This is a genomic window from Pseudomonas sp. GW821-FHT01D09 (genome assembly GCF_059422465.1).
On the sequence record NZ_JBWKWY010000020.1, the window covers coordinates 36,438 to 60,329 of the forward strand.

The 23,892-nt window shown below is 63.3% G+C and carries 8 protein-coding genes and 1 pseudogene; 5 read left to right on the forward strand and 4 right to left on the reverse strand.

The annotated features are described in order from the left end of the window. Position 1: 1 nt before the first annotated feature. The 3 genes from AC07W7_RS17795 to AC07W7_RS17805 form a co-directional block, all read right to left on the reverse strand. Complete coding sequence (locus tag AC07W7_RS17795) at positions 2 to 14,173, reverse strand: non-ribosomal peptide synthase/polyketide synthase (protein ID WP_495039793.1); 14,172 nt, start codon at positions 14,171 to 14,173, stop codon at positions 2 to 4. Between the two features lie 247 nt (positions 14,174 to 14,420). After that, positions 14,421 to 15,404: a TauD/TfdA family dioxygenase gene (locus AC07W7_RS17800; protein WP_076963946.1), complete on the reverse strand. Its 984-nt coding sequence runs from the start codon at positions 15,402 to 15,404 to the stop codon at positions 14,421 to 14,423. Between the two features lie 44 nt (positions 15,405 to 15,448). After that, positions 15,449 to 16,192 (reverse strand): thioesterase II family protein, encoded by a 744-nt coding sequence (locus tag AC07W7_RS17805; protein ID WP_495039794.1) that lies wholly within the window; start codon positions 16,190 to 16,192, stop codon positions 15,449 to 15,451. A 304-nt stretch (positions 16,193 to 16,496) separates the two neighbouring features. On the opposite strand from AC07W7_RS17805, the pseudogene AC07W7_RS17810 reads away from it, so the two are divergent. Beyond that, positions 16,497 to 16,640, forward strand: a pseudogene (locus tag AC07W7_RS17810) (cupin-like domain-containing protein); the annotation flags it as partial. A 14-nt stretch (positions 16,641 to 16,654) separates the two neighbouring features. On the opposite strand, the gene pvdP reads toward AC07W7_RS17810, so the two are convergent. After that, entirely contained in the window at positions 16,655 to 18,286 is a 1,632-nt protein-coding gene (gene pvdP / locus AC07W7_RS17815; protein ID WP_076963948.1) for a pyoverdine maturation tyrosinase PvdP, read from the reverse strand. 201 nt (positions 18,287 to 18,487) lie between these two features. Here pvdP and pvdM point away from each other — a divergent pair, with 201 nt between their 5' ends. The 4 genes from pvdM to AC07W7_RS17835 all read left to right on the forward strand — a co-directional run bounded on the left by pvdM (position 18,488) and on the right by AC07W7_RS17835 (position 23,838). After that, positions 18,488 to 19,837, forward strand: a complete 1,350-nt coding sequence (gene pvdM / locus AC07W7_RS17820) for a pyoverdine-tailoring dipeptidase-like protein PvdM (protein ID WP_169900487.1) — start codon at positions 18,488 to 18,490, stop codon at positions 19,835 to 19,837. 35 nt (positions 19,838 to 19,872) lie between these two features. Continuing rightward, positions 19,873 to 21,156, forward strand: coding sequence for a pyoverdine-tailoring periplasmic protein PvdN (gene pvdN / locus AC07W7_RS17825; RefSeq protein WP_495039795.1), 1,284 nt, complete (start codon positions 19,873 to 19,875; stop codon positions 21,154 to 21,156). A 40-nt stretch (positions 21,157 to 21,196) separates the two neighbouring features. Further along, on the forward strand, positions 21,197 to 22,084 hold the full coding sequence (locus AC07W7_RS17830; RefSeq protein WP_076963951.1) for a formylglycine-generating enzyme family protein: 888 nt from the start codon (positions 21,197 to 21,199) through the stop codon (positions 22,082 to 22,084). Between the two features lie 104 nt (positions 22,085 to 22,188). Beyond that, positions 22,189 to 23,838 carry a cyclic peptide export ABC transporter gene (locus AC07W7_RS17835; protein ID WP_169865280.1) on the forward strand — a complete coding sequence of 550 codons (1,650 nt, stop codon included), beginning with the start codon at positions 22,189 to 22,191 and terminating at the stop codon, positions 23,836 to 23,838. Positions 23,839 to 23,892: the final 54 nt, after the last annotated feature.

The window sequence follows — 23,892 nt, forward strand, 5'->3', positions numbered from 1 at the left end:
TTCAAGCCTCCTCCATCAGGTCCATCATTTTTTCAATATCCGACAGCCCTTCTTCGCTCAGGGCCGAACGGCTTTCGAGCACCGCCTGGGCGAACTCGGCAAGGGTCGGCGTTTCAAAGATCAGGCGCAGCGCAATGTCGATGCCCAGTTGTGAGTTGATGCGCGAGACCGCCTGTGTCGCGAGCAATGAATGCCCTCCCAGGTCAAAGAAGTTGTCACCCAAGCCAATGCGCTCGATGTGCAGGATGTCCTGCCAGATCGCGGCGATCTGTTGTTCGAGTTCGGTTTCCGGCGCCTGGTAAACCTGCTGCGCCAACACCGGATCGGCCTTGGGCAAGGCCTTGCGATCCAGCTTGCCGTTGGGGCTCAACGGCATGCGCGCGAGGACGATCCACTGCCCCGGCACCATATAGTCCGGCAGGTGGCGCGACAGGCTCGCGCCCAGCGTTGCGCCAAACCGGGCCTGCTCCTGCTCGCTGCTGTGCAGCAGTTGCCCATCGCCTGGCACCACGTAGGCCACCAGGCGTTTGCCGGTCGGCCCGTCCTGCGCGATCACGACCGCCTCGATCACCGACGGTTGCTCCATCAGGCGCGCTTCGATTTCCCCCAGCTCGATACGCAGGCCGCGGATCTTCACTTGATGGTCGAGACGCCCGAGGTACTCGATCACCCCGCTGGCCCGATGCCGGGCCAGGTCACCGGTACGGTACAGACGCCCGGCGCCATACGGGTTCGGCACAAAACGCTCGGCGGTCAGCGCCGGCCGGCGGTGGTAGCCACGGGCCAGGCCTTCACCCCCCAGGTGCAACTCACCGGCCACACCCACCGGCAACGGTTCCAGATCCGGGCCGAGGATATAGGTGCCCACGTTGGCGATCGGCTGACCGATCGGCACGCTGTCGCGCCCTTCATCGACACAGTGCCAATGCGTCACGTCGATGGCCGCTTCGGTTGGGCCATACAGGTTGTACAAGCGGGCCTGCGGCAGTTGTTTGAACACCTGCTGCTGAGCCTCCACCGGCAACGCTTCACCGCTGCAGATCACCTGGCGCAAGCCTGTGCAACTGGCCGCGCGGGCGTCCAGCAGGAAGGCCTGGAGCATCGAGGGCACAAAGTGCAGCGTGGTCACGGCGTGCTGGTTGATCAGCTCGACCAGGACGCCCGGGTCACGATGGGCCCCAGGTTCCGCGACCACCAGGCGTGCACCGGTCATCAGCGGCCAGAAGAACTCCCAGACCGACACGTCAAAGCTGAACGGGGTTTTCTGCAACACCGCGTCCGTGGCATCCAGTGGATAAGCCTCCTGCATCCAGCACAGGCGGTTGGTCAGCGCGGCGTGCCGGTTGCCGGCGCCTTTGGGTTGCCCGGTGGAGCCTGAGGTGTAGATCACATACGCCAGGCTTTGCGGGTCCGGTTCGCGCTGGAGCCGTTCGGTACTGAAGGTTGCCACCGACTCATCGAGGTCAAGCACTTGCAGCCCTTGGGGAACCGGAAGCTGCTCACGCAGGTGCGCCTGGGTCAACAACAGGCCGATCCCGCTGTCCTGCATCATGTAGCCCAGACGTTCCTGCGGATACTCGGGGTCGAGCGGGACATAAGCGCCGCCGGCCTTGAGCACGGCGAGCAAACCAATGACCATTTCCAGCGAGCGCTGCGCGGCCACGCCGACCAGCACATCGGTGCCCACCCCCAGGCCGCTGAGGCGCCGGGCCCATTGGTTGGCCCGGGCATCAAGCTGGGCATAGCTCAGTTGCGTGTCGCCAAACACCAGGGCGATGGCCTCTGGCGTGCGCTCGGCCTGGGCCTCGATCAATTGGTGGACCCCCAGGTGCAGCGGGTACTCGGCCTGGGTCTGGTTCCAGTCCAGCAGCACTTGTTGAGCCTGGGCCTCGGCCAGCAGCGGCAACGCCGCTACCCGTTGCGTCGGATCGGCGATAATGGCGTGCAGCAGGTTCTGCCAGTGGCCAAGCAATTGCGCCATGCTTTGCGCTGTAAACAGATCGACCGCATAGGTCAGGGTCGCGACCAACTGCCCGTGGGATTCGTAGGTTTCCAGGCTCAGGTCGAACTGCGTCGTGCGGCCTCGGGCTTCAAGGCCGCACAGGCTCAGGCCCGGCAAGGCAATATCGAGCCCTTTGCGGCCTTCGTCGAGGTGGTTGTACATCACCTGGAACAGCGGGCTGTGGCTCAGGCTGCGCTCGGGCTGCAACGCGTGCACCAGTTGCTCGAACGGCAGGTCCTGGTGGGCCTGGGCCTGCAGCGCGGTCTGTTTGACCTGAGCGAGCAAGTCGCTGAAGCGGCCCTGCCCATCCACCTCGGCCTTGAGCACCTGGGTATTGACGAAGAAGCCGATCAGACGCTCGATCTCCACCCGGTTACGGTTGGCGATGGGCACGCCGACCCGAATATCGTTTTGCCCGCTGTAACGGTGCAACAAGGCCTGGAACGAAGCCAGCAGCAGCATAAACAGCGTGACCTGCTCACGCTGGGCCAGGGCCTTGAGTGAGTGCAGCAGGCTGGCCGGCAATGTCACCTCTTGGCTGGCGCCGACAAAGCTCTGCACACTCGGCCGTGGGTGGTCGGTGGGCAGGGCCAATACCGGCTGCTCGCCGCCCAGGGTGTCGGTCCAGTAGGCCAGTTGCCGGGCTTGCTCGCCGTCTTCCATCCACTGCCGCTGCCATTGCGCATAGTCGAGGTACTGCAACGCCAGTGCCGGCAGGTTCGGCGTGCGCCCCTGACTGTAGGCGGCATAGGTTGCAATCAGTTCGTCAACCATCACCTGCATCGACCAGGCATCGGACACGATGTGGTGCTGGGTGAGGATCAGGACATGCTCCTCAGCCCCCAGGCGCAGCAGTTTTACCCGCAGCAGGGCGTCGTGTTTGAGGTCGAACGGGCGATGCGCCTCGGCATCCACCGCAGCCTCGAGCCCGGCCTCGTGGTCCAGCGCCTGCGCCTCCAGTTGCAGGTCGGCCTGGGCATGAATCACCGGCACCACCTGCAGGTCATGCTGCGCAAACCCCGTACGCAGGATTTCATGACGGGCGATCAGGCTATTGAAGCTGCGCTCCAGTGCCTCCACGTCCAACTGCCCTTGCAGGCGCAAGGCCAGGGGCAGGTTGTAGGCGACACTCTGCGGCTCCAGTTGCCAGAGGAACCACTGCCGCTCCTGGGCATAGGACAGGCGCAACCCCTGGTCCCGGGCCACGGGCAACAGCGGCGGCGCCGCACTTGCCTGTTCCTGGCCCAGGGCCTGGACAAAGGCCTGCAAGGTGCTGTGTTCAAACAAGGTGCGCAGCGGGACTTCCACGTCCAGCAACTGCCGCACCCGCGACATGACCTGGGTGGCCAGCAACGAGTGCCCGCCCAGTTCAAAGAAGTTATCCGTCAGCCCCACCTGCGCCAGCTTGAGCACTTCCTGCCAGATCTGCGCCACTTGCCGCTGGCGTTCGGTGCTCGGCGCCACATAGTACTTTTGCACCTGGCTGGCGTCCGGCTTGGGCAGGGCCTTGCGGTCCAGCTTGCCGTTGGGCGTCAGCGGCAGGCGCGCCATGAACAGCCAGTGCTGCGGCACCATATAGTCCGGCAGTTGTTGCTGCAGGCGGTGTTTCAGCGCTTCACGCAAGCTGTCTTGTGCAACGTCTGGCGCCACCAGGTAGCTGACCAGCACCGCGTCCTGGGCCACCACCACGGCTTCGCGCACCTCGCTGTGCTCCAGCAGACGCGCTTCGATTTCCCCCAGTTCGATACGGAACCCACGGATCTTCACCTGATGGTCGATCCGGCTGATGTAGTCGATCACCCCGTCTGCGCGGTAGCGCGCCAGGTCGCCGGTGCGGTAGAAGCGCCCGCCCGGCTCGCCATAGGGATTGGGCAGGAAACGCTCGGCAGTCAGCCCCGGGCGCTCGAAATAGCCGCGCGCCAGGCCATCGCCACCGATCAACAGCTCGCCGGCCACCCCCACCGGGTTGGCCGACAGGTCTTCACCGAGGATGTACAGCGAGGTGTTATTGATCGCCTTGCCCAGGTACGGCTGGCTGTGTTCGCCCGTCAATGGCTGCAAGGCCGACCAGATGGTGGTTTCGGTCGGGCCATACAGGTTCCAGGTTTGCGCCCCCAGGGCCGTCATACGCTGCGCCAACTCATCGGCCAGCGCTTCACCGCCACACAGCAAGCGCCGGCCCGCCAGGGCCCCCGCGTTGGGGCTTTCCAGCAACATGCGCCAGGTCGAGGGTGTGGCTTGCAGCAGCGTGATGCCCTGCTCTTGCACCTGTTGCAGGATCAATTCGGGATCGCGCTGGGTGTCCTGGCTGGCCAGCACCACGCGTGCGCCGACCAGCAACGGCGCGTACAACTCCAGGCCGAAGATATCGAAGGAGAACGTGGTCAGCGACAGCAGGCGATCCTGCGCAGCGATCCCCGGCGCGGCGGCCATGCTGACGATGAAGTTGGTCAGCGCGCCATGGCGCACCATCACGCCCTTGGGTTTGCCGGTGGAGCCGGAGGTGTAGATCGCATAGGCGAGGTTTTCCGGGTCCAGCGCAACCTGTGGGTTCGCCGTGCTGTAGCCGTCCAGGGCCTGGCCCAGGTCCAACGCCTGCACATGGACCGGGGTCGGCAAGACCAGGTGGGCCTGGCTCAACAGCAGCTTGAGGCCGCTGTCTTCGATCATGTAGGCCAGGCGATCCTGCGGGTAATCCGGGTCCAGCGGCACATAGGCGCCACCGGCCTTGAGCACCGCCAGCAGGCCGATAACCATGTCCAGCGAACGCTCGAGCGCCACGCCCACCAGCACATCCGGGCCGACGCCCAGCTCCATCAGGCGGTGTGCCCACTGGTTGGCGCGGGCGTTGAGTTCGGCGTAGCTCAGTGCTTGCTCGGCAAATACCAACGCCAGCGCTTGCGGGGTACGCGCCGCCTGTTCCTCGATCAACTGCTGGATGCACTGCCCGGCCGGGTAGGCCACGGCGCTGCGGTTCCAGTCTTCGAGGATCACCCGCTCGTCTGCGGCGGCCAGCAACGGCAATTGGGCAATGCGTTGTGTCGGGTCAGCCACCACGGCCTGCAACAGGTGCTGCCAGTGCTGCGCCAGGCGCTCGATGGTGCTGGCGTCGAACAGCTCGCTGGCATACACCAGCGAAGCACTGAGGCTGTCGCGGGATTCGTAGGTTTCCAGCGTCAGGTCGAACTGCGCGGTCGGCTTGTCCCAGGCCAGGCCTTCGACCCGCAACCCAGGCAAGTCGACATCGATGCTTTGCTTGCCCGCACTCTGGTGGTTGTACATCACTTGGAACAACGGGCTATGGCTCAGGCTGCGCTCGGGCTGCAGCGCCTGGACCAGTTGCTCGAACGGCAGGTCCTGATGGGCCTGGGCTTGCAGCGCCGTATGCTTGACCTGGTGCAACAGTTCGATGAACGCGCCCTGGCCATCCACCTCGGCCTTGAGCACCTGGGTATTGACGAAGAAGCCGATCAAGCGCTCGATATCGACCCGCTGCCGGTTGGCCACCGGCACGCCGACACGAATATCGCTTTGCCCGCTGTAGCGATGCAGCAAGGCCTGGAACGACGCCAGCAGCAGCATAAACAGCGTCGCGCCTTCGCGCTGTGCCAGTTGTCGCAGGCCGGCGCTCAGCGCCGCATCCAGCGGGATTTCCAGGCGCGCGCCACGCGTGTCCTGTACCGCCGGACGCGGCCGGTCCGTCGGCAGTTCCAGGACCGGTTGCTCACCGCCCAACTGGTTGCTCCAGTAAGCCAGTTGCCGTTGCAGCTCACCGGCCTCCATCCACTGGCGCTGCCATTGCGCATAGTCGGCGTACTGGATCGGCTGGGCTGGCAGTTCCAGACCCTGGCCCTGGCTATAGGCGCCGTACAGGGCAATCAACTCTTCGACCAAGACCTGCATCGACCAGCCATCAGAAATGATGTGGTGCTGCGTCAGCAGCAACACATGATCGTCCGTCGCCAGTTGCAGCAATTTCACCCGCAACAACGGCCCGCGCTGCAAATCGAACGGTGCCTGGGCTTCGGCTTGCACCGCAGCGGCGATCAGCGCGTCACTGGCCAAAGGTTCTGCCACCAGCGCCAATGCCAGTGGGGCATCAATGATTTGCCGCGCCTGCTGGTCCTGGGTAAAGCGCGTACGCAGGCTTTCATGGCGCTCGATCAGCGTATTGAAGCTGCGGGCCAGGGCTGCCACATCCAGGCTGCCATGCAGGCGCAAGGCCAGCGGGATGTTATAGGCAGCACTGTGCGGTTCCAGTTGCCAGAGGAACCACTGCCGCTCCTGGGCATAGGACAGCAAGAGCGGCTGCTGACGATCCACCGCCACCAGCGCCGGCTCGTCACCGGCACGGCTCTGGCCCAGGGCCTGGACAAAGGCGTGCAAGGTGCTGTGCTCAAACAGCGTACGCAGCGCCAGGTCGATATTCAGTGCATGGCGCACCCGGGAAACCACCTGGGTCGCCAACAACGAATGGCCGCCCAATTCAAAGAAGTTGTCATTGAGGCCGACACGCTCGCGTTTGAGCACGTCCTGCCAGATCTGCGCGACGCGCTGTTCCAGCTCATTACGCGGGGCCACGAAGGATTGTTGCAACGGGCTGGCATCCGGCGCAGGCAGTGCTCTGCGATCCAGTTTACCGTTCGGGGTCAGCGGCAGCGCCTCAAGGAACACCCACTGCAACGGCACCATGTAATCGGGCAGGCGCTGGCGCAAGCTGTCGCGCAGGCTGTCACGCAATGCATCCTGGGCAAGGTCGGCCGACGCCGGCACCACGTAGCCCACCAAGGCCTTGCCGGTGCCGCTCGCGAAGACATCGACCGCCGCATCGCGCACCGCCTCCAGTTCCAGCAGGTGCGCACTGATTTCGCCCAACTCGATCCGAAAACCACGCACCTTGACCTGCTGATCGACGCGCCCCACGTATTCGAGCAGGCCATCGTTACGCCGACGACCGAGGTCGCCGGTGCGGTACAGCCGGCCACCGGCCTCCAGGGCAAACGGGTCCGGCAGGTAGGCCGTGGCCGTACGCGCTGGGTCGCTCAGGTAACCCCGGCCCACCCCGACACCGGCGACCCACAGCTCACCCACGGCGCCCACCGGCACCGGTTGCAACTGGGCGTCGAGCAGGTACAGGCGGTTGTTGTCGGTCGGGCTGCCGATGGGCAGGCAAGTACCCTGGGTCGCGGCCATTTCCACACGGTACAAGGCCACATCGTCCGAACATTCAGCCGGACCGTAAGCGTTGACCAGGCCAATCGCCGGGTAGCGTTGCAGCCAGCGGCGCGCCAGTTCCGGCGGCATCGCTTCACCGGTCGGCAGCATAAAGCGCAGGTGTTCAAAAACCATGACCGGCTCATCGAGCAAGCCCTGAATCAGTGACGGCACGCTTTCCAGGATCGTGATGCCCACCTTGCGCACATGGGCCAGCAAGGCTGCCGGCTCCTGGGCGATATCGTTCGGCACGATATCCACGCGCGCCCCGCACAGCGCGGCGGTGAGGAACTGCCATACCGAAATATCAAAACTCTGCGACGCCGTCTGGGCGATCACGTCCGTTTCCCCCAGTTCCAGGTACGGCAGTTTGCTCAACTGGTTGTTGAGCATGCCGCCCTGCTCGACCAGCACCCCCTTGGGCGTGCCGGTGGAACCGGAGGTATAGATGGCATACGCCAAGTGACGGGCGCCGACGTAGAGCTGCGGGTTGCCCTGGGCAACCTCACCCTGCTGGAGGTCTTCCCAGACCAGCAGCCGTGGCGCGTCGTCCGCGTCGAGGCCGGCCAACAGGCTGCGGGCACGCTCGGCGCAGGCAGCGCTGCACAACAGCACCGGCGTGCGGCTCAGCGCCAGCAGACGCAGCAGGCGCTCATCGGGCAAATGCGGGTCGAGTGGCAGGTAACCGGCCCCGGCCTTGAAACTGCCGATGATCATGCCCAGCAACGACAGATCACGTTCAGCCAGCAACGCCACCGGCTGATCAACCTGTACGCCCGCCGCAATCAGCCCATGCCCGGCACGATTGGCCTGGCGGTTGAGTTCGTTGTAGCTCCAGTACCGGTCCAGGCACGACGCCGCCGTGCGCTCGCCATACTGCGCCACACTGGCCTCGAACAGGCGCACATAACCCTGCTCCAGCGGGTAACGGCGCTCGGTCTGGTTGCACGCTTCCACCAACTGGTAGCGGTCCGCCTCGGACAGCAGCGCCAGGGACGAGAACTGGCCATGGAAACCGCTGACCAGCGCCCCCAGTACGCGCTTCATCTCCTCCAGCAGGCGATCAATGGTTGCTTCATCAAAGAAACGCTGGTCGTAGGACAGGTGCAGCCCCAGCTCGTCGCCCGGGTAGACCACCACCGTCAGCGGGTAGTTGGTGTGGGTCCGAGCGCTGTCGGCAACCGCGCTGAGCGCCTGGGCGCCGCTGACCACCGTGCTCTCCAGCGGCGCGTTCTCGAACACAAACAGGCTGTCGAACAACGGCTGGCTGCTGTCGATGTGGCTGCACGCCTGGATTTTCACCAGCGGCAGATGCTCGTGCTCACGCAAGGCCAGGTTGTGCTCGAACAACGCTTGCAGCCATTGCTTGACGCTACCGGTCTGCGGCATGCGCACCCGCAGCGGGATACTGTTGATGAACAGGCCGACCGTGTCCTGCATCTCGGGACGGCTGATCGGTCGACCCGCCACCGTCACACCGAACAGCACATCCGACTCACCGCTGTAGCGGTGCATGACCAAGGCCCAGGCCGCCTGGGTGAAGGTATTGACGGTCAATTGATAATGCTGGGCCAGCTCACGCAACGCGCGACCTTCACTGCGCTCCAGGTTCAGGTAACGGTCACCGATCTGCGACTGGCCACCCTGGCGCTGTAGCGGCCGGTCGTAAGGCAGCCCGGTCGGTTGCTCGAAGCCTTGCAACTCTTCGCGCCAGGCGCTGATTGCCGCCTCCTCACCCTGCGCTTGCAGCCAGGCAATAAAGTCGCGGTAGCGCGCCGCCGGTTGCGGCAGCGGCTTGCCCTGGTAAAGGGTGAAGAAGTCTTGCAGCAGCAACGACCGGCACCAGGCATCGATCAAGATGTGGTGGTTGCTGAGGATGAACCAGTATTGCTGGGGCCCGCGACGGATCAGGCGCAGGCTGAAAGGGGGCTGCTCCAGCAAGTTGAAGCCTTGCTGGCGCTCGTTCTCCAGCAACCCCTGCAAATCGGCTTCGTGCTGCTCGGCCGGCACCTCGCTCCAGTCCAGGTAGTCGAGGCGCAGCGGCGCGTGGCGGTGAATGATCTGTAGCATTTCACCCTGGCGGTCGAGGTTGAATGAGGCCCGCAAGGCATCGTGCCGCTGGATGACTTGCTGCCAGGCGCTACGGAAACGCGGCAGGTCGATGTCACTGTCGATGCAGTAGCGATCCTGCATGAAGTAAATCCCCGAATGGGGCTCGAGCAAGGTGTGCAGCAACAACCCCTCTTGCATCGGCGATAACGGGTAAATGTCTTCGATCTGCCCCAGCGGGGTCTCCAGCGCGTCCAGACGCTCTTGAGTCAGGCTGGCCAGCGGGAAGTCCGACGGTGTGGCACCACCGGCTTGCGCGTGCAGGCAATGACCGATCAGCGCGGTCAACTCCTGGCGATAGTCTTCGGCCAGCCGTTCGATGGTCGCGCGTTCGTGCACCTCGCGGCTGAAGGTCCACTGCAATGACAGTTCACCGCCATATACCTGGCCTTCGATGCTCAACCAGTTGGCCAGCGGAGCGTGCTCGTCCTGAGCCCTGCCGGATTTTTCGGTAGACGGCACGAACAGCGCGCCGTCGTCGAATTGACCGTCGAACTGCCCCAGGTAGTTGAAGGTGATGCGTGGAGCCGGCAACTGCGCCAGGGCCGCCTGGACCTGCGGCTCGCCCAGATAGCGCAGCACCCCGAACCCCAGGCCTTTGCCGGGGATGGCGCGCAGTTGCTCCTTGACCGCCTTGATCGATGCGGGCAGGTCCTGTGCCGGGGTCAACTTCACCGGGAACAGGCTGGTGAACCAGCCCAGGGTCCGGCTCAGGTCGACCGCTTCAAACAGTTCCTCGCGACCGTGGCCCTCAAGCTGGATCAACACCGACTGTTCACCGCTCCAGCGGGCAATGACGCGGGCCAGTGCGGTCAACAACAGGTCGTTGACCTGGGTCCGGTAGGCCGCCGGCGCTTCTTGCAAGAGTTGGCGCGTCAATTGGGCATCGAAGGTCACGCTGACCTGTTGCCCGAGGGCGCTGCCCAGCCCGCCCTGGGGGTGATCGCAGGGCAAATCCACCGGCGCATCGGCCAGCGCCGCCTGCCAATAGTCCAGCTCCCGGGCCAGGGCCGGGCGCCGGGCGTAGTCTTGCAGCTGTTCGGCCCAGGCCTTGTAGGCACTGGTTTTCGCCGGCAGTACCAGGGGCGCGCCGGCCCTGGCCTGGCTCAACAGGCTTTGCAGGTCTTCGAGCAATACGCGCCAGGACACCCCATCCACCACCAGGTGATGGATGGCCAGCAACAGCCGCTGGCTGCCGTCGGCCATCTTCACCAACAGCACCCGCAACAACGGGCCTTGCGCCAGGTCCAGGCTACGCTGGGCCTCATCGCAAAGGGCGTCGAGCTCTTCAGCGCTCGCCGCCTGGCGTTGCCAGACCGGCGCTGCATCCGGCATCGCGGAATAAACCTGGGTCCAACCCTGGGCGCTGGCCTCAAAGCGCAGGCGCAGGGCATCGTGCTGCTCGATCAGGCGCAGTACCGCAGCGTCCACCTCGGCCAGGTCGAGGGTTTCCCGTGGGGTGAGTAACAGCGATTGGTTCCAGTGCGCGCGCCGGGCCATCGGCAGCTCGAAGAACCACTGTTGCACCGGGGTCAGCGGCGCCTCGCCGCTGACCGGGCCTTGATCAATAGTCACGGCCACATTGGCCTGGCAGACCTGTGCCAGGCTGCGCACGGTCTGGTGCTGGAACAAGTCCCGCGGGCTGAAGGTGATCCCGGCTTGACGGGCACGCCCGACCACCTGGATGGAGACGATGGAGTCGCCGCCCAACTCGAAGAAGTTGTCTTCCAGACCGACCTGCTCCACCCGCAATACATCACGCCAGATCGCTGCCAGGGCTTTCTCGGTCTCGCTGACCGGGGCAATGTATTGGGCCTGCACGCTGGCCTCGGCGCGCGGCAGGGATTTGCGGTCAAGTTTGCCGTTGGGCATCAACGGCAGCGCCGCCAGTTCCAGCAGGTGTTGCGGCACCATATAGTCCGGCAGGCCTTGCAGCAGGCTGGCCTTGAGCTGTTCGCGCCAGTCGGCCGGCGGTTGCTCGCCGGCCAACACCAGATAAGCCACCAGTTGCTTGCCGTCCTGGGCCAGCACCACTGCTTCACGCACCAGTTCGTGGTCGCACAGGCTGGCTTCGATTTCGCCCAGTTCGATACGCAGGCCACGCAGCTTGACCTGGTGGTCGAGACGCCCGAGGTATTCGATAACCCCATCGACCCGATAGCGCGCCAGGTCGCCGGTGCGGTACAAGCGCTCGCCGGGGGTGAACGGGTCGGGCACAAAGCGCTCGGCGGTCAGTCCTGGCCGCTGGTGATAACCGCGGGCCAGGCCAACCCCGCCCAGGTACAGCTCGCCACCCGCGCCAACCGGCAGCAGGCCCAGGCCGGAACCGAGGATCTGGGTGCGCAGGTTGTCGATCGGCACACCGATAGGCACGCTGGCCCGGCGCTCGTCGACACAGCGCCAGTGCGTCACGTCGATGGCCGCTTCCGTCGGGCCATAGAGGTTGAACAGGCCGGCGCCCGGTAATTTGCGAAATACCTGCTGCTGGGCATCCACCGGCAAGGCTTCACCGCTGCAGATGATGCGCTTGAGACTGCCACAGGCCTCGACCCCGGCCTCATGGATAAAGGCCTGTAACATCGACGGCACGAAGTGCAAGGTGGTGATCTGGTAACGCCCGATGGTCTCGATCAGGCGTGCCGGCTCCTGGTGCTCGCCCGGTAGCGCCACGGCCAACCGCGCACCGACCATCAGCGGCCAGAAGAACTCCCAGACCGAGACGTCGAAACTGAACGGGGTCTTTTGCAGTACCGTGTCGCGGGCATCCAGCGTGTAGGCGCGCTGCATCCACCACAGGCGGTTGGTCAGTGCCGTGTGACGGTTGCCCGCCCCCTTGGGCCGCCCGGTGGAGCCCGAGGTATAGATCATGTAGGCCAGTTGTTCCGGCAGGCAGGGCAGTGCCGGGTTGGCGTCGCTGTAGCCTTCCAGCCAGTCGCCGTCCTGATCCAGGCATAAGGCCTGGACCGTCTCGCCCAACGGCAGGCGGCCCAGCAGGTGGCTCTGGGTCAACAGCAAGCGCACGCCACTGTCTTCGAGCATGTAGCGCAGGCGTTCGCTGGGGTATTCCGGGTCGAGCGGCACGTAGGCGCCCCCCGCCTTGAGCACCGCCAGCAGTGCCACGACCATTTCCACCGAGCGCTCGGTGGCCACGCCCACCAGCAACTCGGCACCAGCCGGTGCCGATTCGCGCAGCTTGTGCGCCAGGCGGTTGGCGCGCTGATTGAGTTGCTGATACGTCAGGACTTGCTGATCGAACAACAGGGCAATCGCCTGTGGATTGCGCTGCACCTGTTCCTCGAACAACTGATGCACACCGCGCTGCGCCGGGAACTGCGCCGCGGTACGGTTCCAGTCCAGGACCTGGGTCTGCACCTGGGCGGCATCGAGTATTGGCAGCTCACTGACCCGGCGTGTGCTGTCGGCGACAATCTCGCTGAGCACCTTGAGCCAATGCCCCGCCATGCGCTCGATAGTCGCCGCAACGAACAGGTCACTGGCAAAGGTCAGGGCAGCCTTGAGCGTGCCGCCTTTTTCATAGGTATCCAGGGTCAGGTCGAACTGGGTGGTGCGGCTGTCCCATTCAAGCCGGCTCACGCTTAGCCCGCAATCCAGCTGCAACGTCTCGATGTCAGCCACTTGCGGCTGATGGTTGTACATCACCTGGAACAACGGGGTGTGGCTCAGGCTCCGCTCCAGCTTGAGGGCATCCACCAGGCGCTCGAATGGCAGGTCCTGATGGGCCTGCGCGGCATTGGCCAGTTCCTTGAGGTCGTGCAACAGGTCCGTCACCTGCGTCTGCTCATCAAACCGCGCACGGATCACCTGGGTGTTGACGAATAAACCGATCAGGCCTTCGACCTCCAGCCGGTTACGGTTGGCGATCGGCACGCCAATGCGCAAGTCGGTCTGGCCGGTGTAGCGGTACAAGAGGATATTGAAGGCGGCCAGTAGCACGGTAAACAACGACACATTCTGCTGGCGCGCGAACTGCCGCAGTTCATCGGCCAGGGCCGGCGGCAGGTCAAACTCGTAACGGCTGCCTTGATGGCTGGCCACCGCCGGGCGCGGGAAATCGGTCGGCAACTCAAGCACCGGATGCTCATCGCCCAGTTGCTCCTGCCAATACGCCAATTGGCGCTCCTGCTCGCCGGCTTCCATCCAGCGCCGCTGCCACAGGGCATAGTCGGCATACTGGATCGGCAGCGGCTCGAGGCTCAGCGCCTCGCCACGCCGGTGCGCCTCATAGAAACGCACGAACTCGTCGATGATGATACTCATCGACCAGCCATCGGAAACGATGTGGTGCAAGGTCAACAACAGCACGTGCTGCTGGGCATCGAGCTTGATCAGCTTGACTCGCAGCAAGGGGCCGGTGGCCAGGTCGAATGGCTGCATCGACTGTTGCTGGGCTTCGCTGCGGACCCGACGCTCACGCTCGTCCTCGGGGAGGATGCTGAAGTCCTCGCGCTCGACAATCAGTGGAGCACTGGCGGGCACTTGTTGCAGGCTCTCGTCGGGCAACTGGCGAAAGACCGTGCGCAAGGCTTCATGGCGCGCCACCAGACTGGCAAAGGCCTGCTCCAGCGCCGCCTCGTCCAGGCTGCCCTTGAGCCGCACGGCGCTGGGCAGGTTATAGGCGCCGCTTTGCGGGTCAAGTTGCCAGAGGAACCACATCCGGCGCTGTGCGTAGGACAACGCCTGGCGATCCTCGACCTCGACCCCTGCCGGGATCGGAAACTGCGCAAAATCCACCCCTTCCTTTTGCAAGGCCGCAAGGAACAGCCGGCGTTTTTCCAGGGGCAGCCCGATAAACCGGCGAGCGAGTTTCAAGGAGTCTTCAGCATTCATTTCTTAGCATCCGGTTCAATAGGCAGGAAGCACAAAGGCACGTCGTCCCTATAAAACGAATGCAACCGAGGAAAATTAGCGACTTGAGAACAACTATCTTTTAGCTGCCGACGCAGCCGGGAGTAAGGCCCACGCGCATCGAGGCCTTTGAAAAAGCAGGTAAATACAGGCGCGGCAGACACCAGGGTCGAGGGGAATACCTCAACCCTGGAATCTGCCGCAGGGGTGCACTTCAGCGCTTAAAACTTCACAGCTGGTCGGCAGAAAAGCCTTCGGCCATGGCCACAATCACCTTGCGCGGGCCCTCGAAGGGCGCACGCGCGTGAGCCGCCAGCATGTTGTCGAGCATCAGCACATCGCCCGACTGCCAGGGGAAACTGATCATGCAATCGTCGAGCACCGCACGGATCTGGTTGAGCACCTCGTCTTCGATGGGCGTGCCGTCGCCGTAATAGACGTTGCGCGGCAGATCCTCCTCATCGACGATGTCCAACAGTGACTCGCGCACCTCCGGCTGCAAGTTGGAGATATGGAACAGGTGCGCCTGGTTGAACCAGACCATTTCCCCCGTGCGCGGATGGCGGGCCACCGCCTGGCAGATCTGGCGGGTACGCAGCTCGCCGTCGTCCTTCCATTCGCAGGTAATGGCGTGTGCCTTGCAGTACGCCTCGGCGACGGCTCGGTCTTCGGTATTGAAGACCTGCTCCCAGGCCACATCCAGGCCGTTGCCGAAGTTGCGGACATACATCAGGCCCTTGCTGACGAAACGCTCGCGAATATACGCCGGGATGCGCTTGTAGACTTCACGGCTATCGGCAATCGGCGTCTCGCCTCCCGACTGGGCGGCGATCATGCTGTAGAACCAGATTCGCATAGGCCAGTCACGGGAGTAGGCCTGCTCATTGTGCAGCGGGATACGCTGGTGCGCCGGATACTCGGTCGAGGTGTACACCCCTTGCGTGACACTGCTGCGCGGGGTCGAGCCAAACTCGTAGCTCAACAGCGGGTGACCAAAGCTGGCGGCAAACTCGCGAAACTGCTCGGCCCCCGCCAGGGTAAACCCGCGAAACAGAATCCCGCCGTCGCGCAGCAAGTGCTCATCCACCAAGGCACTGAGTTCTTCAAACACCGCCAGCAGGCTGGTGTCCGGCTCAGTGGCTTCGACCAGCAGCGGCAAGCGCCCCTGCCCTGCCCGTAACGGACCAACGGAAAATCCCAAGGCAACACCCATCACGGGCCTCCTGTAAACAATCAATGGCGCCAGCAGGCGCGGTTCTAGCGAGCGAGCGCGCTCATCTGGGTATAGCGGCGATGATGCCCCTCCAAGTGTTCCTTGATGACCCGCAGCACCCGCGCCTCATGCTCATGAATGAAGAAGTGGCCACCGGTCATCATGTCCACCGAGAAGCTGCCGCCCGTCTCCTGGCTCCAGCCGATCAGTTGCTCGGTGGTGGCCTTGTCTTCCTTGCCGCCCAGCACATGGACCGGGCACTTGAGCCGTGGCCGCTGCTGGGGACGGAAGCGGCCGCACAGCAAGAAGTCGGCACGCAGTACCGGCAAGGTCAGGCTCATCAGCTCCTTGTCCGCCAGCACGGCTTCACTGGTGCCCTGGAACGTACGCAGCTGATCAATCAGTTGCTCGTCGGTCTTGGGCTCCGCAAAGTCACGGTCGTAGTCACTACGCAAGGTCGGCGCGGCGGTGCCGGAAGCGAACAGCGCCACGGGTTCCGGGCAGCCCAGGGCGCGAAACGCATGGGCCATTTCACACGCCAGCAAGGCCCCCAGGCTATGCCCGAACAGCGCATAAGGGGCTTCAAGCGCCGGCTTGTGCTCCGTCGCCAATTGGCGCGCCAGGGCATGCATGTCAGTTTGCAGGGGTTCATCAAAGCGCGCGCCACGGCCCGGCAGTTCTACCGGCTGCACGTGCAGCCATTGCGGCAGTTTGCGCCGCCACCGACTGTAGACCATGGCGCTGGCGCCGGAGTACGGCAAGCACAGCAGTGTCAGCTTGGTCACCACGTTTACCTCAATCCATTACGTGTAAAAGGAACGGATGAAGACCTGGGCAAATTAGGGGCACGCCAGAGTGCCTGTAACGCCACGTATAAATTTCATGCAGCAGCGCTCGCTCCCTTGCTCAGGCCCATCGCCAATACAAGAGGGATCGCCGTGGATTTGCAGAGCATTCTGACCCAGCTGTTCGCCAATGCCGGCGCCTGAAGATCAGCGGCAATATGGGTCGACAAGAACAAGCGCTACCCAACGCCGCCGCGCTTGAGCGAACGAATTTCAGCCAGCCTGCCACCCCTGAATACCGTGGAGCGGCGACCGCGAGGTGACGTTCCTGCACGTGATCCTGGAGGCCGGCGACCTGCTGTTCCTGCCCGAAGGCTGGTTCCACCAGGTGGAGTCAGTCTCCACCTCGCTGTCGGTGAATTTCTGGGTCAACTCCGGGCGCGGCGGGTAACACCCGCCCCCACATCAGCCCCCTGGCGCCTTTGCAACCTTCAAATGCCGCGCATACCAGGGGCGCCGGGGCACCTTGCGAAACAGCTGGGTGAGCTGCTCGTCATCCGCACTAAACGTGATGCGCAGCGCCAGCTTCATGGTCTCTGGATCCATCTCCACCGACCGGCCCATCTGCAACCCCGGCGTGGTACTGCAACCGTGCGTCACCGGGCCCAGCCAGGGATCCGCCACCTCCACCCAGCGCCCAGGCGCGAACCAAGGCACGCCATTGACTTCAAGGCGGCTGACGGTACCGGGATGAAAACGCTCGTGCGCCCGAAACCAGTCCTCGATACGGTCGTCGATCCAGCCATGGAAATACCAGAACACCGGGTTCACATGGGAGGAAAACGGATCGCCGAGAAAGTCATTCTGCGCCCCATACCAACGCCCGGCGAAGTCTGCCGGGTCGCGGGCAAATGGCACCGGGGCGCCATTGGATGGGTCCCGTGGCACCGAGGCCCAACGCATGTGCAGCCAATCATGCAGGCCCAACTCAACTTCCGAACCAAACTGCCCCAGGGTGAGCTTGGCCAGATAGCGCGGATCGCGATACTGCGACTCCCAGACCTGGAAATTGCTGTGGTAGGTCTCGCTGGCCTTGATATCGCTGACCCATTGGGTGTAATCGCTGTCACCGCTGGCCAGCCAGGTGGGCGGCAGGGCAAAGCCATCGTGGTTGTCGAAGTAACGGGCAAACCCCTGGCGATCACGCTCAAGCTCCGGCTGCGGTGCGGGGAAACGCGACCAGGACGGCAAATCCTGCATCGAGCGCGCCGTACCCAGCATGTGCCGATGCATAAAAAAGAAGTCGATCCCCGAGCCGTTGCGGTCTTTGCGCGGGCCGCGGGCATCGCGCTCCTGATCCCGTGGCCCGGGCTGCCAGCCAATCCCGCGCAAGGCGTCGCGCTTGTCTTCGGCGAGCTTGTGCCACTGATCGCGAGAGGCGTGCCACAGCTGGTGGAACAGGCGATGCTCAGGCGCGATCAGCCAGGCCAGCAAGGTCTGGTTCAAGCCAATACGCTCCCGGGCCTCGGGAAACAGGTGTTTGGTGGCAACAAAACGGCTGTCCAGCTCGGGGAGCGCCAAAGGCCGGTCCAGGCGCAGGATTTGCCCGCTGAGGGTGCCGCTGCCGGCATTGCCGAAATCCGCCCAGACTTCATCCAACATCATTTTGAGTTCATACACCGGCGCACCACCCGGCGACTCACGGTCGATCAGGCGCCAATACAGCTCAGCCCCCTCGCCCGGCACCAAGTCCCCCATCACCTGGTAACGCGGCTCAGCATCGGCACGCAGTTGTTCGCCAGTATCCAGGTAGCCACGCAAGCCGCGCCCGCGCGGAGCAATATCCAAAAACAACTCCAGCCCCTCACGTGGCAGACCGTGGAGCCCGCCATCACGCCCTTCCAAGCGCAGGCTCCAGACACCTCGCAGGGAATCGGCCAGGCGCTGGCCGGCCGTATCGGCGAGGTCAACCGTCGCTTCTTCCGGCGTGACCGGGAATTCTTCACGCGTCAACTCGCGATGGGCATAAAAGGCTGCGGGCACTGCGGCGCCCGTCAGCGCCAGGCCTGCGATGAACCCTCGTCGAGAAATCGTCATGTTCCTACCTGTATTGTCCCGCCTGGTTTGCCCGGCCGGAATCAGCCATGGAGCAGGCTTTATCCAAGCTAGAACGTTTGTTGCCACAGGAAATTTACCGCCACGGGCGTGCGGCCTAAATTTCCCTTTCCATCGCTCGTTCTTCCCAGATAGCAAAGGCCCTTGCGCCTGCACTTCGACGGCGAACCGACTGAGATGGCAATGACAAAACCACGTTCGAGAAAGGCTCTTTACATTGGCCTGCCGCTGGCCTTGGCCATTGGCGCCGGGGCCGGTTTTCTGGCCTGGGACCATTGGTTCAAGGGCAATGCCGGCTACCCGCTGGAGGTGATCAAGCAAGCCAATGAACTGCAGGATCGCTTGCTGTCCTTCGACAGTCACATCTCGCTGCCGCTGAATTTCGGCACCCACAATCATGAAGCCGACAAAGACGGCGACGGCCAGTTCGATCTGGTCAAGGCCAACCGTGGGCGCCTGTCCGGGGCCGCCCTGACGATCTTCGGCTGGCCCGAGATGTGGAACGGCGACAATGCCCCCCATCGCCCCACCGCCGGGTTTGTCGAAGAAGCACGCAACCAGCAGGAGGTGCGCTACAAAATCATTTCCGGGATGGTCCGCGACTTTCCCAATCAAGTGGCCATTGCCTACACCCCAGACGACTTCCGACGCCTGCACGGCGAAGGCAAGTTCGCGATTTTTATCAGCATGCTCAATGCCTACCCACTGGGTAACGACCTCAACCTGTTGGACATGTGGGCCGCACGCGGCATGCGCATGTTCGGCTTCAGCTACATCGGCAATAACAGCTGGGCCGACTCCTCGCGCCCGCTGCCCTTTTTCAACGACTCCCCCGACGCCCTCAACGGCCTGTCGGACATCGGCCAACAGGCCGTGCATCGCCTCAATGACCTGGGGGTGATCATCGACGTTTCGCAGATGTCGACCCAGGCCCTGGAACAGGTCGCGCAACTGAGCCGCACGCCGATGGTGGCCTCGCACTCGGCGCCTCGCGCCTCGGTGGATATCCCGCGCAACCTCAGCGATAAAGAGATGCAACTGATCAAGAACAGCGGCGGCGTGGTCCAGGTCGTCGGGTTCTCCCAATACCTGCGCCCACTGACCCAGCCCACCCAGGACAAGCTCAATCGCCTGCGCGCGCGTTTCGACCTACCACCGCTGCCGAACCTGGCCATGGCGCTGATGCCGGGCGACCCGATTATCGCCGCCTGGCCTGAACAGAAGTTTGGCCAATACGCCAGCGGCCTGTATTCGATCCTTGAAGAAGAGCCCAAGGCCAGCCTCAAAGACTACGGCGACGCCATCGACTACACCGTGCGCAAGATCGGCATCGACCATGTTGGCATTGCCTCTGACTTCAACGAAGGGGGCGGTGTGCAGGGTTGGAACAATGTCAGCGAGATTCGTAACGTGACCGCCGAGCTGATTACCCGCGGCTACTCCGAGGCGGACATCGCCAAACTGTGGGGCGGCAACTTCCTGCGGGTCTGGGACCAGGTGCAAAAAGCCGCCACACCGGTGGCCGACCGCTGATTGCCTTTGCCTTTTGCCGACAAGTGAACCTACCTATGACTGATCGCCGTACGTTTCTCAAACAGGCCGGGATACTCGCCGCAGGCCTGCCCCTGGGCGCAGCCGTCCTGAACCGGCACGCATTGGCGAACGCTTCACCCCCCGTGCCCGAGGAAAAATGGGCGCAACTGCGCCAGTTGTTCACCCAGGACCCTGACTACATCCACTTCTCCAATTTCCTGGTCACCTCCCACCCCAAGCCCGTCCGCGATGCGATCGAGCGGTACCGCGCGCAGATCGACCGCAACCCCGGCCTGGCCATGGACTGGGACTTGCAGGAAACCTGGAAACGCGAAGCCGAGGTCCGTGACTGGGCTGGCCGTTACCTGCAAGCCAAACCGGGGCAGATTGCCTTGACCGGCAGCACCACCGAAGGCCTGGCGATGATCTACGGCGGCATTCATGTGCGCCCGGATCAAGAGATTCTGACCACGGTCCACGAGCATTACTCCACCGAATTCACCCTCGACTACCGGGTCAAGAAGCAAGGCACCCAAGTCCGCAAGATCAAGCTGTTCAAGGACGCCCACCGGGTTTCGGTGGATGAAGTGCTCAGCGCCATCAACCGTAATATCCGCCCCAATACCCGGGTCCTGGGCATGACCTGGGTGCAATCGGGCAGCGGCGTGAAACTGCCCATCGGCGAAATCGGCAAGCTGGTGGAGGCACTCAACCGCAACCGCGACGAGCAAGACCGCATCCTCTATGTGGTCGATGGTGTACACGGCTTTGGCGTGGAAGACCTCAGCTTCCCACAGATGCACTGCGACTTCTTTATCGCCGGCACCCACAAATGGATGTTCGGGCCACGGGGCACCGGGATCATCTGCGCCCGCTCCGAAGTGCTCAAGGACGTTACCCCGACGGTGCCGACCTTCTCCGAAGACACCAACTTTGCCACCACCATGTCACCGGGCGGCTACCACGCCTTTGAACATCGCTGGGCCTTGAGCGAGGCGTTCAAGCTGCACCTGCAACTGGGCAAGGCCGACGTGCAGGCCCGTATCCACGGGCTCAACCGTTATCTGAAGGAGCGCCTGCTGGCTCATCCACAGATCGAACTGGTGACCCCCACCAGCCCCGAGCTTTCGGCAGGTTTCACCTTCTTCCGGGTCAAGGACCAAAGCAGTGACAAAGTGGCGGCCTACCTCATGGAAAACCGTGTGGTCAGCGACGCGGTGCACCGCGACGCCGGTCCGGTGATCCGCACCGCCCCGGGATTGCTCAATACCGAGGCCGAAGTCGATCGCTTTATGACCCTGCTTGGCAAAAAACTCTGAGGCCGCCCTTGAGTGCCGATTTTTCCTATGGAGACGACTGATGACTTGCACGCCCACCCCCTCGACGCGCCCCCTCAAGACCCTGGCGGCCCTGGCCACCGCCCTCTGTTTGCTGCCAGGCCTGGCCGCAGCCGCCACCACCGCGCAGCAGCCAGGCAAGGTCTTCAAGGACTGCAAGGACTGCCCGGAAATGGTTGTGTTGCCGGCCGGCACCTTCACCATGGGCACCCCGGACGATGAAATCGGCCACGAGCCTGACGAGAGCCCGCAGCACCCAGTGACCTTTGCCAAACCCTTTGCCATCAGCCGTTTCCAGGTACTGGCCGGTGAGTTCAAGGCCTACCAGAGTGAAACCGGCGCCCGCCTCAATGACTTCGATGTACGCCCCGGTCGCCGCTGCACCAACGGCAAGCCGAGCTACCCCCAGCAATCACAACAACCGGCTGTGTGCATGAACCTGGCCGAAGCCCAGGCTTATATTGCCTGGCTGTCGAACAAGACCGGCAAGCAGTACCGCCTGGTCAGCGAAGCCGTACGCGAGTACGCCGCCCGTGGTGGTAACCCAGGCCCGTTCCCGTTCCCCTTCGATGAAGGCACGCAGTATCAGATCTCCAAGCACGCCAACACCTACGGCCCGACCGATGGCTATACCTACACAAACCCGGCCAAGGCCTTTACCCCCAATGCCTTTGGTGTTTACAACATGCACGGCAACGTCTCCGAATGGGTTGCCGATTGCTATCACCCCAACTACGTCGGCGCCCCGGCTGACGGCAGTGCCTGGGTCGAAAAAAGCTGTGAGCTGCAAAGCATCCGTGGCAATGACTACCTCGAAGCCCCCGTCTTCTCGCGCTCCGGCAACCGCAACAACATGTACCCCAACGAGAGCGGCGACTGGCTGGGCTTTCGCGTAGAACGCGACCTTTGATCCTGCCACCGGACCGCAACCCGTTGCGGTCCTTTAAATAAACCGCCAGGCCATTCGTTTTGGTTATTAGCGGCCCTTTTTTCTTCTCCTGGCAGGAAACTTCCATGAACAAGCCAACACGCGGGGCAATCAAAGAATTGCTCGCCCTGCTCAAGCCCTTCCGCCTGATCGTCTGTGTCTCCATCGTGCTCGGCATGATCGGGGGCCTGAGCGTGACCGTGTTGCTGGCCACTATCAACAATGCCCTGCACGCCCCAGAAGGCCTGACCCAGACCGTCATCGCCGTGTTCGCCGGCCTCTGCCTGCTGGCCCTGGCCAGTTCAATCCTCTCGGACATCGGTACCAATTATGTAGGCCAGCACATCATTGCCCGGTTGCGTAAAGAGCTGGGAGAAAAGGTCTTGTCGACCCCCATCGAGCAGATTGAGCGCTATCGCACGCACCGCCTGATTCCGGTACTGACCCATGACGTCGACACCATCAGCGACTTTGCCTTTGCCTTCGCCCCACTGGCGATTTCCCTGACGGTGATCCTCGGTTGCCTGGGTTACCTGGCGATGTTGTCGTGGCCGATGTTCCTGATGATCCTGGTGGCGATCGGCATCGGCAGTGTGGTCCAGTCGATTGCCCGGGCCCGCGGTATCAAGGGCTTCATCGCCGCACGCGAAGCCGAAGACGAACTGCAGAAGCATTACAACGCGATTGCCGAAGGGGCCAAGGAACTGCGCATTCATCGTCCCCGCCGCCAGCGCATGTTCACCCTGGGGATCCAGCGTACCGCCGACGCCATTCGCGACACCCAGATCAGCTCGATCAACACCTTTATCATCGCCAAGAGCTTCGGCTCGATGCTGTTCTTCGTGGTCATCGGCCTGGCCTTGACCCTGCAATCGCAATGGCCAAGCGCCGATAAGACGGTGATGAGCGGCTTTGTCCTGGTGCTGCTGTACATGAAAGGCCCACTGGAGCACCTGATCGGCACCTTGCCTATCATCAGCCGTGCACAGATCGCCTTCCGGCGTATCGCCGAACTGGGCGAGCAGTTCTCCTCACCCGAACCGCACTTGCTGCTCAGCGACACGGGCGCACCGGCCACGCCCGTGCAGACCCTGGAACTGCACAATGTCAGCTACACCTTCCCGGCCGTCGAAGGCAGCGCACCCTTCCGGCTGGGCCCGGTGAACCTGAAGATCAACCAGGGCGATATCACCTTTATCGTCGGCGAGAATGGCTGTGGCAAAACCACCCTGATCAAGTTGCTGCTGGGGCTGTATGCCCCGCAACAGGGGGAGATCAGCCTCAATGGCGCCGCGATTGACGCGACCAACCGCGATGACTACCGGCAACTGTTCACCACGATTTTTGCCGACTATTACCTGTTCGATGACATTGTCCAAGGCGACCAACACATCCCGGACGACGCCAACCGTTACCTGGAACGCCTGGAAATCGCGCACAAGGTCAGCGTGCGCGACGGCAACTTCACCACCACCGATCTTTCCACCGGCCAGCGCAAACGCTTGGCGCTGGTCAACGCCTGGATGGAAGAGCGTCCGGTTCTGGTGTTCGACGAATGGGCGGCTGATCAGGACCCGACCTTCCGCCGGATTTTCTACACCGAACTGCTGCCGGACCTCAAGCGCCTGGGCAAGACGATCATCGTGATCTCCCACGACGACCGTTATTTCGATATCGCCGACCAACTGGTGCGCATGGAGAGCGGCCGGGTGATGACTCAGGCGCAACCCGCCTGACAGAACGTGTGTACGACTGACGATTTGCTTCACCCCACAACTAAAAAATAACTT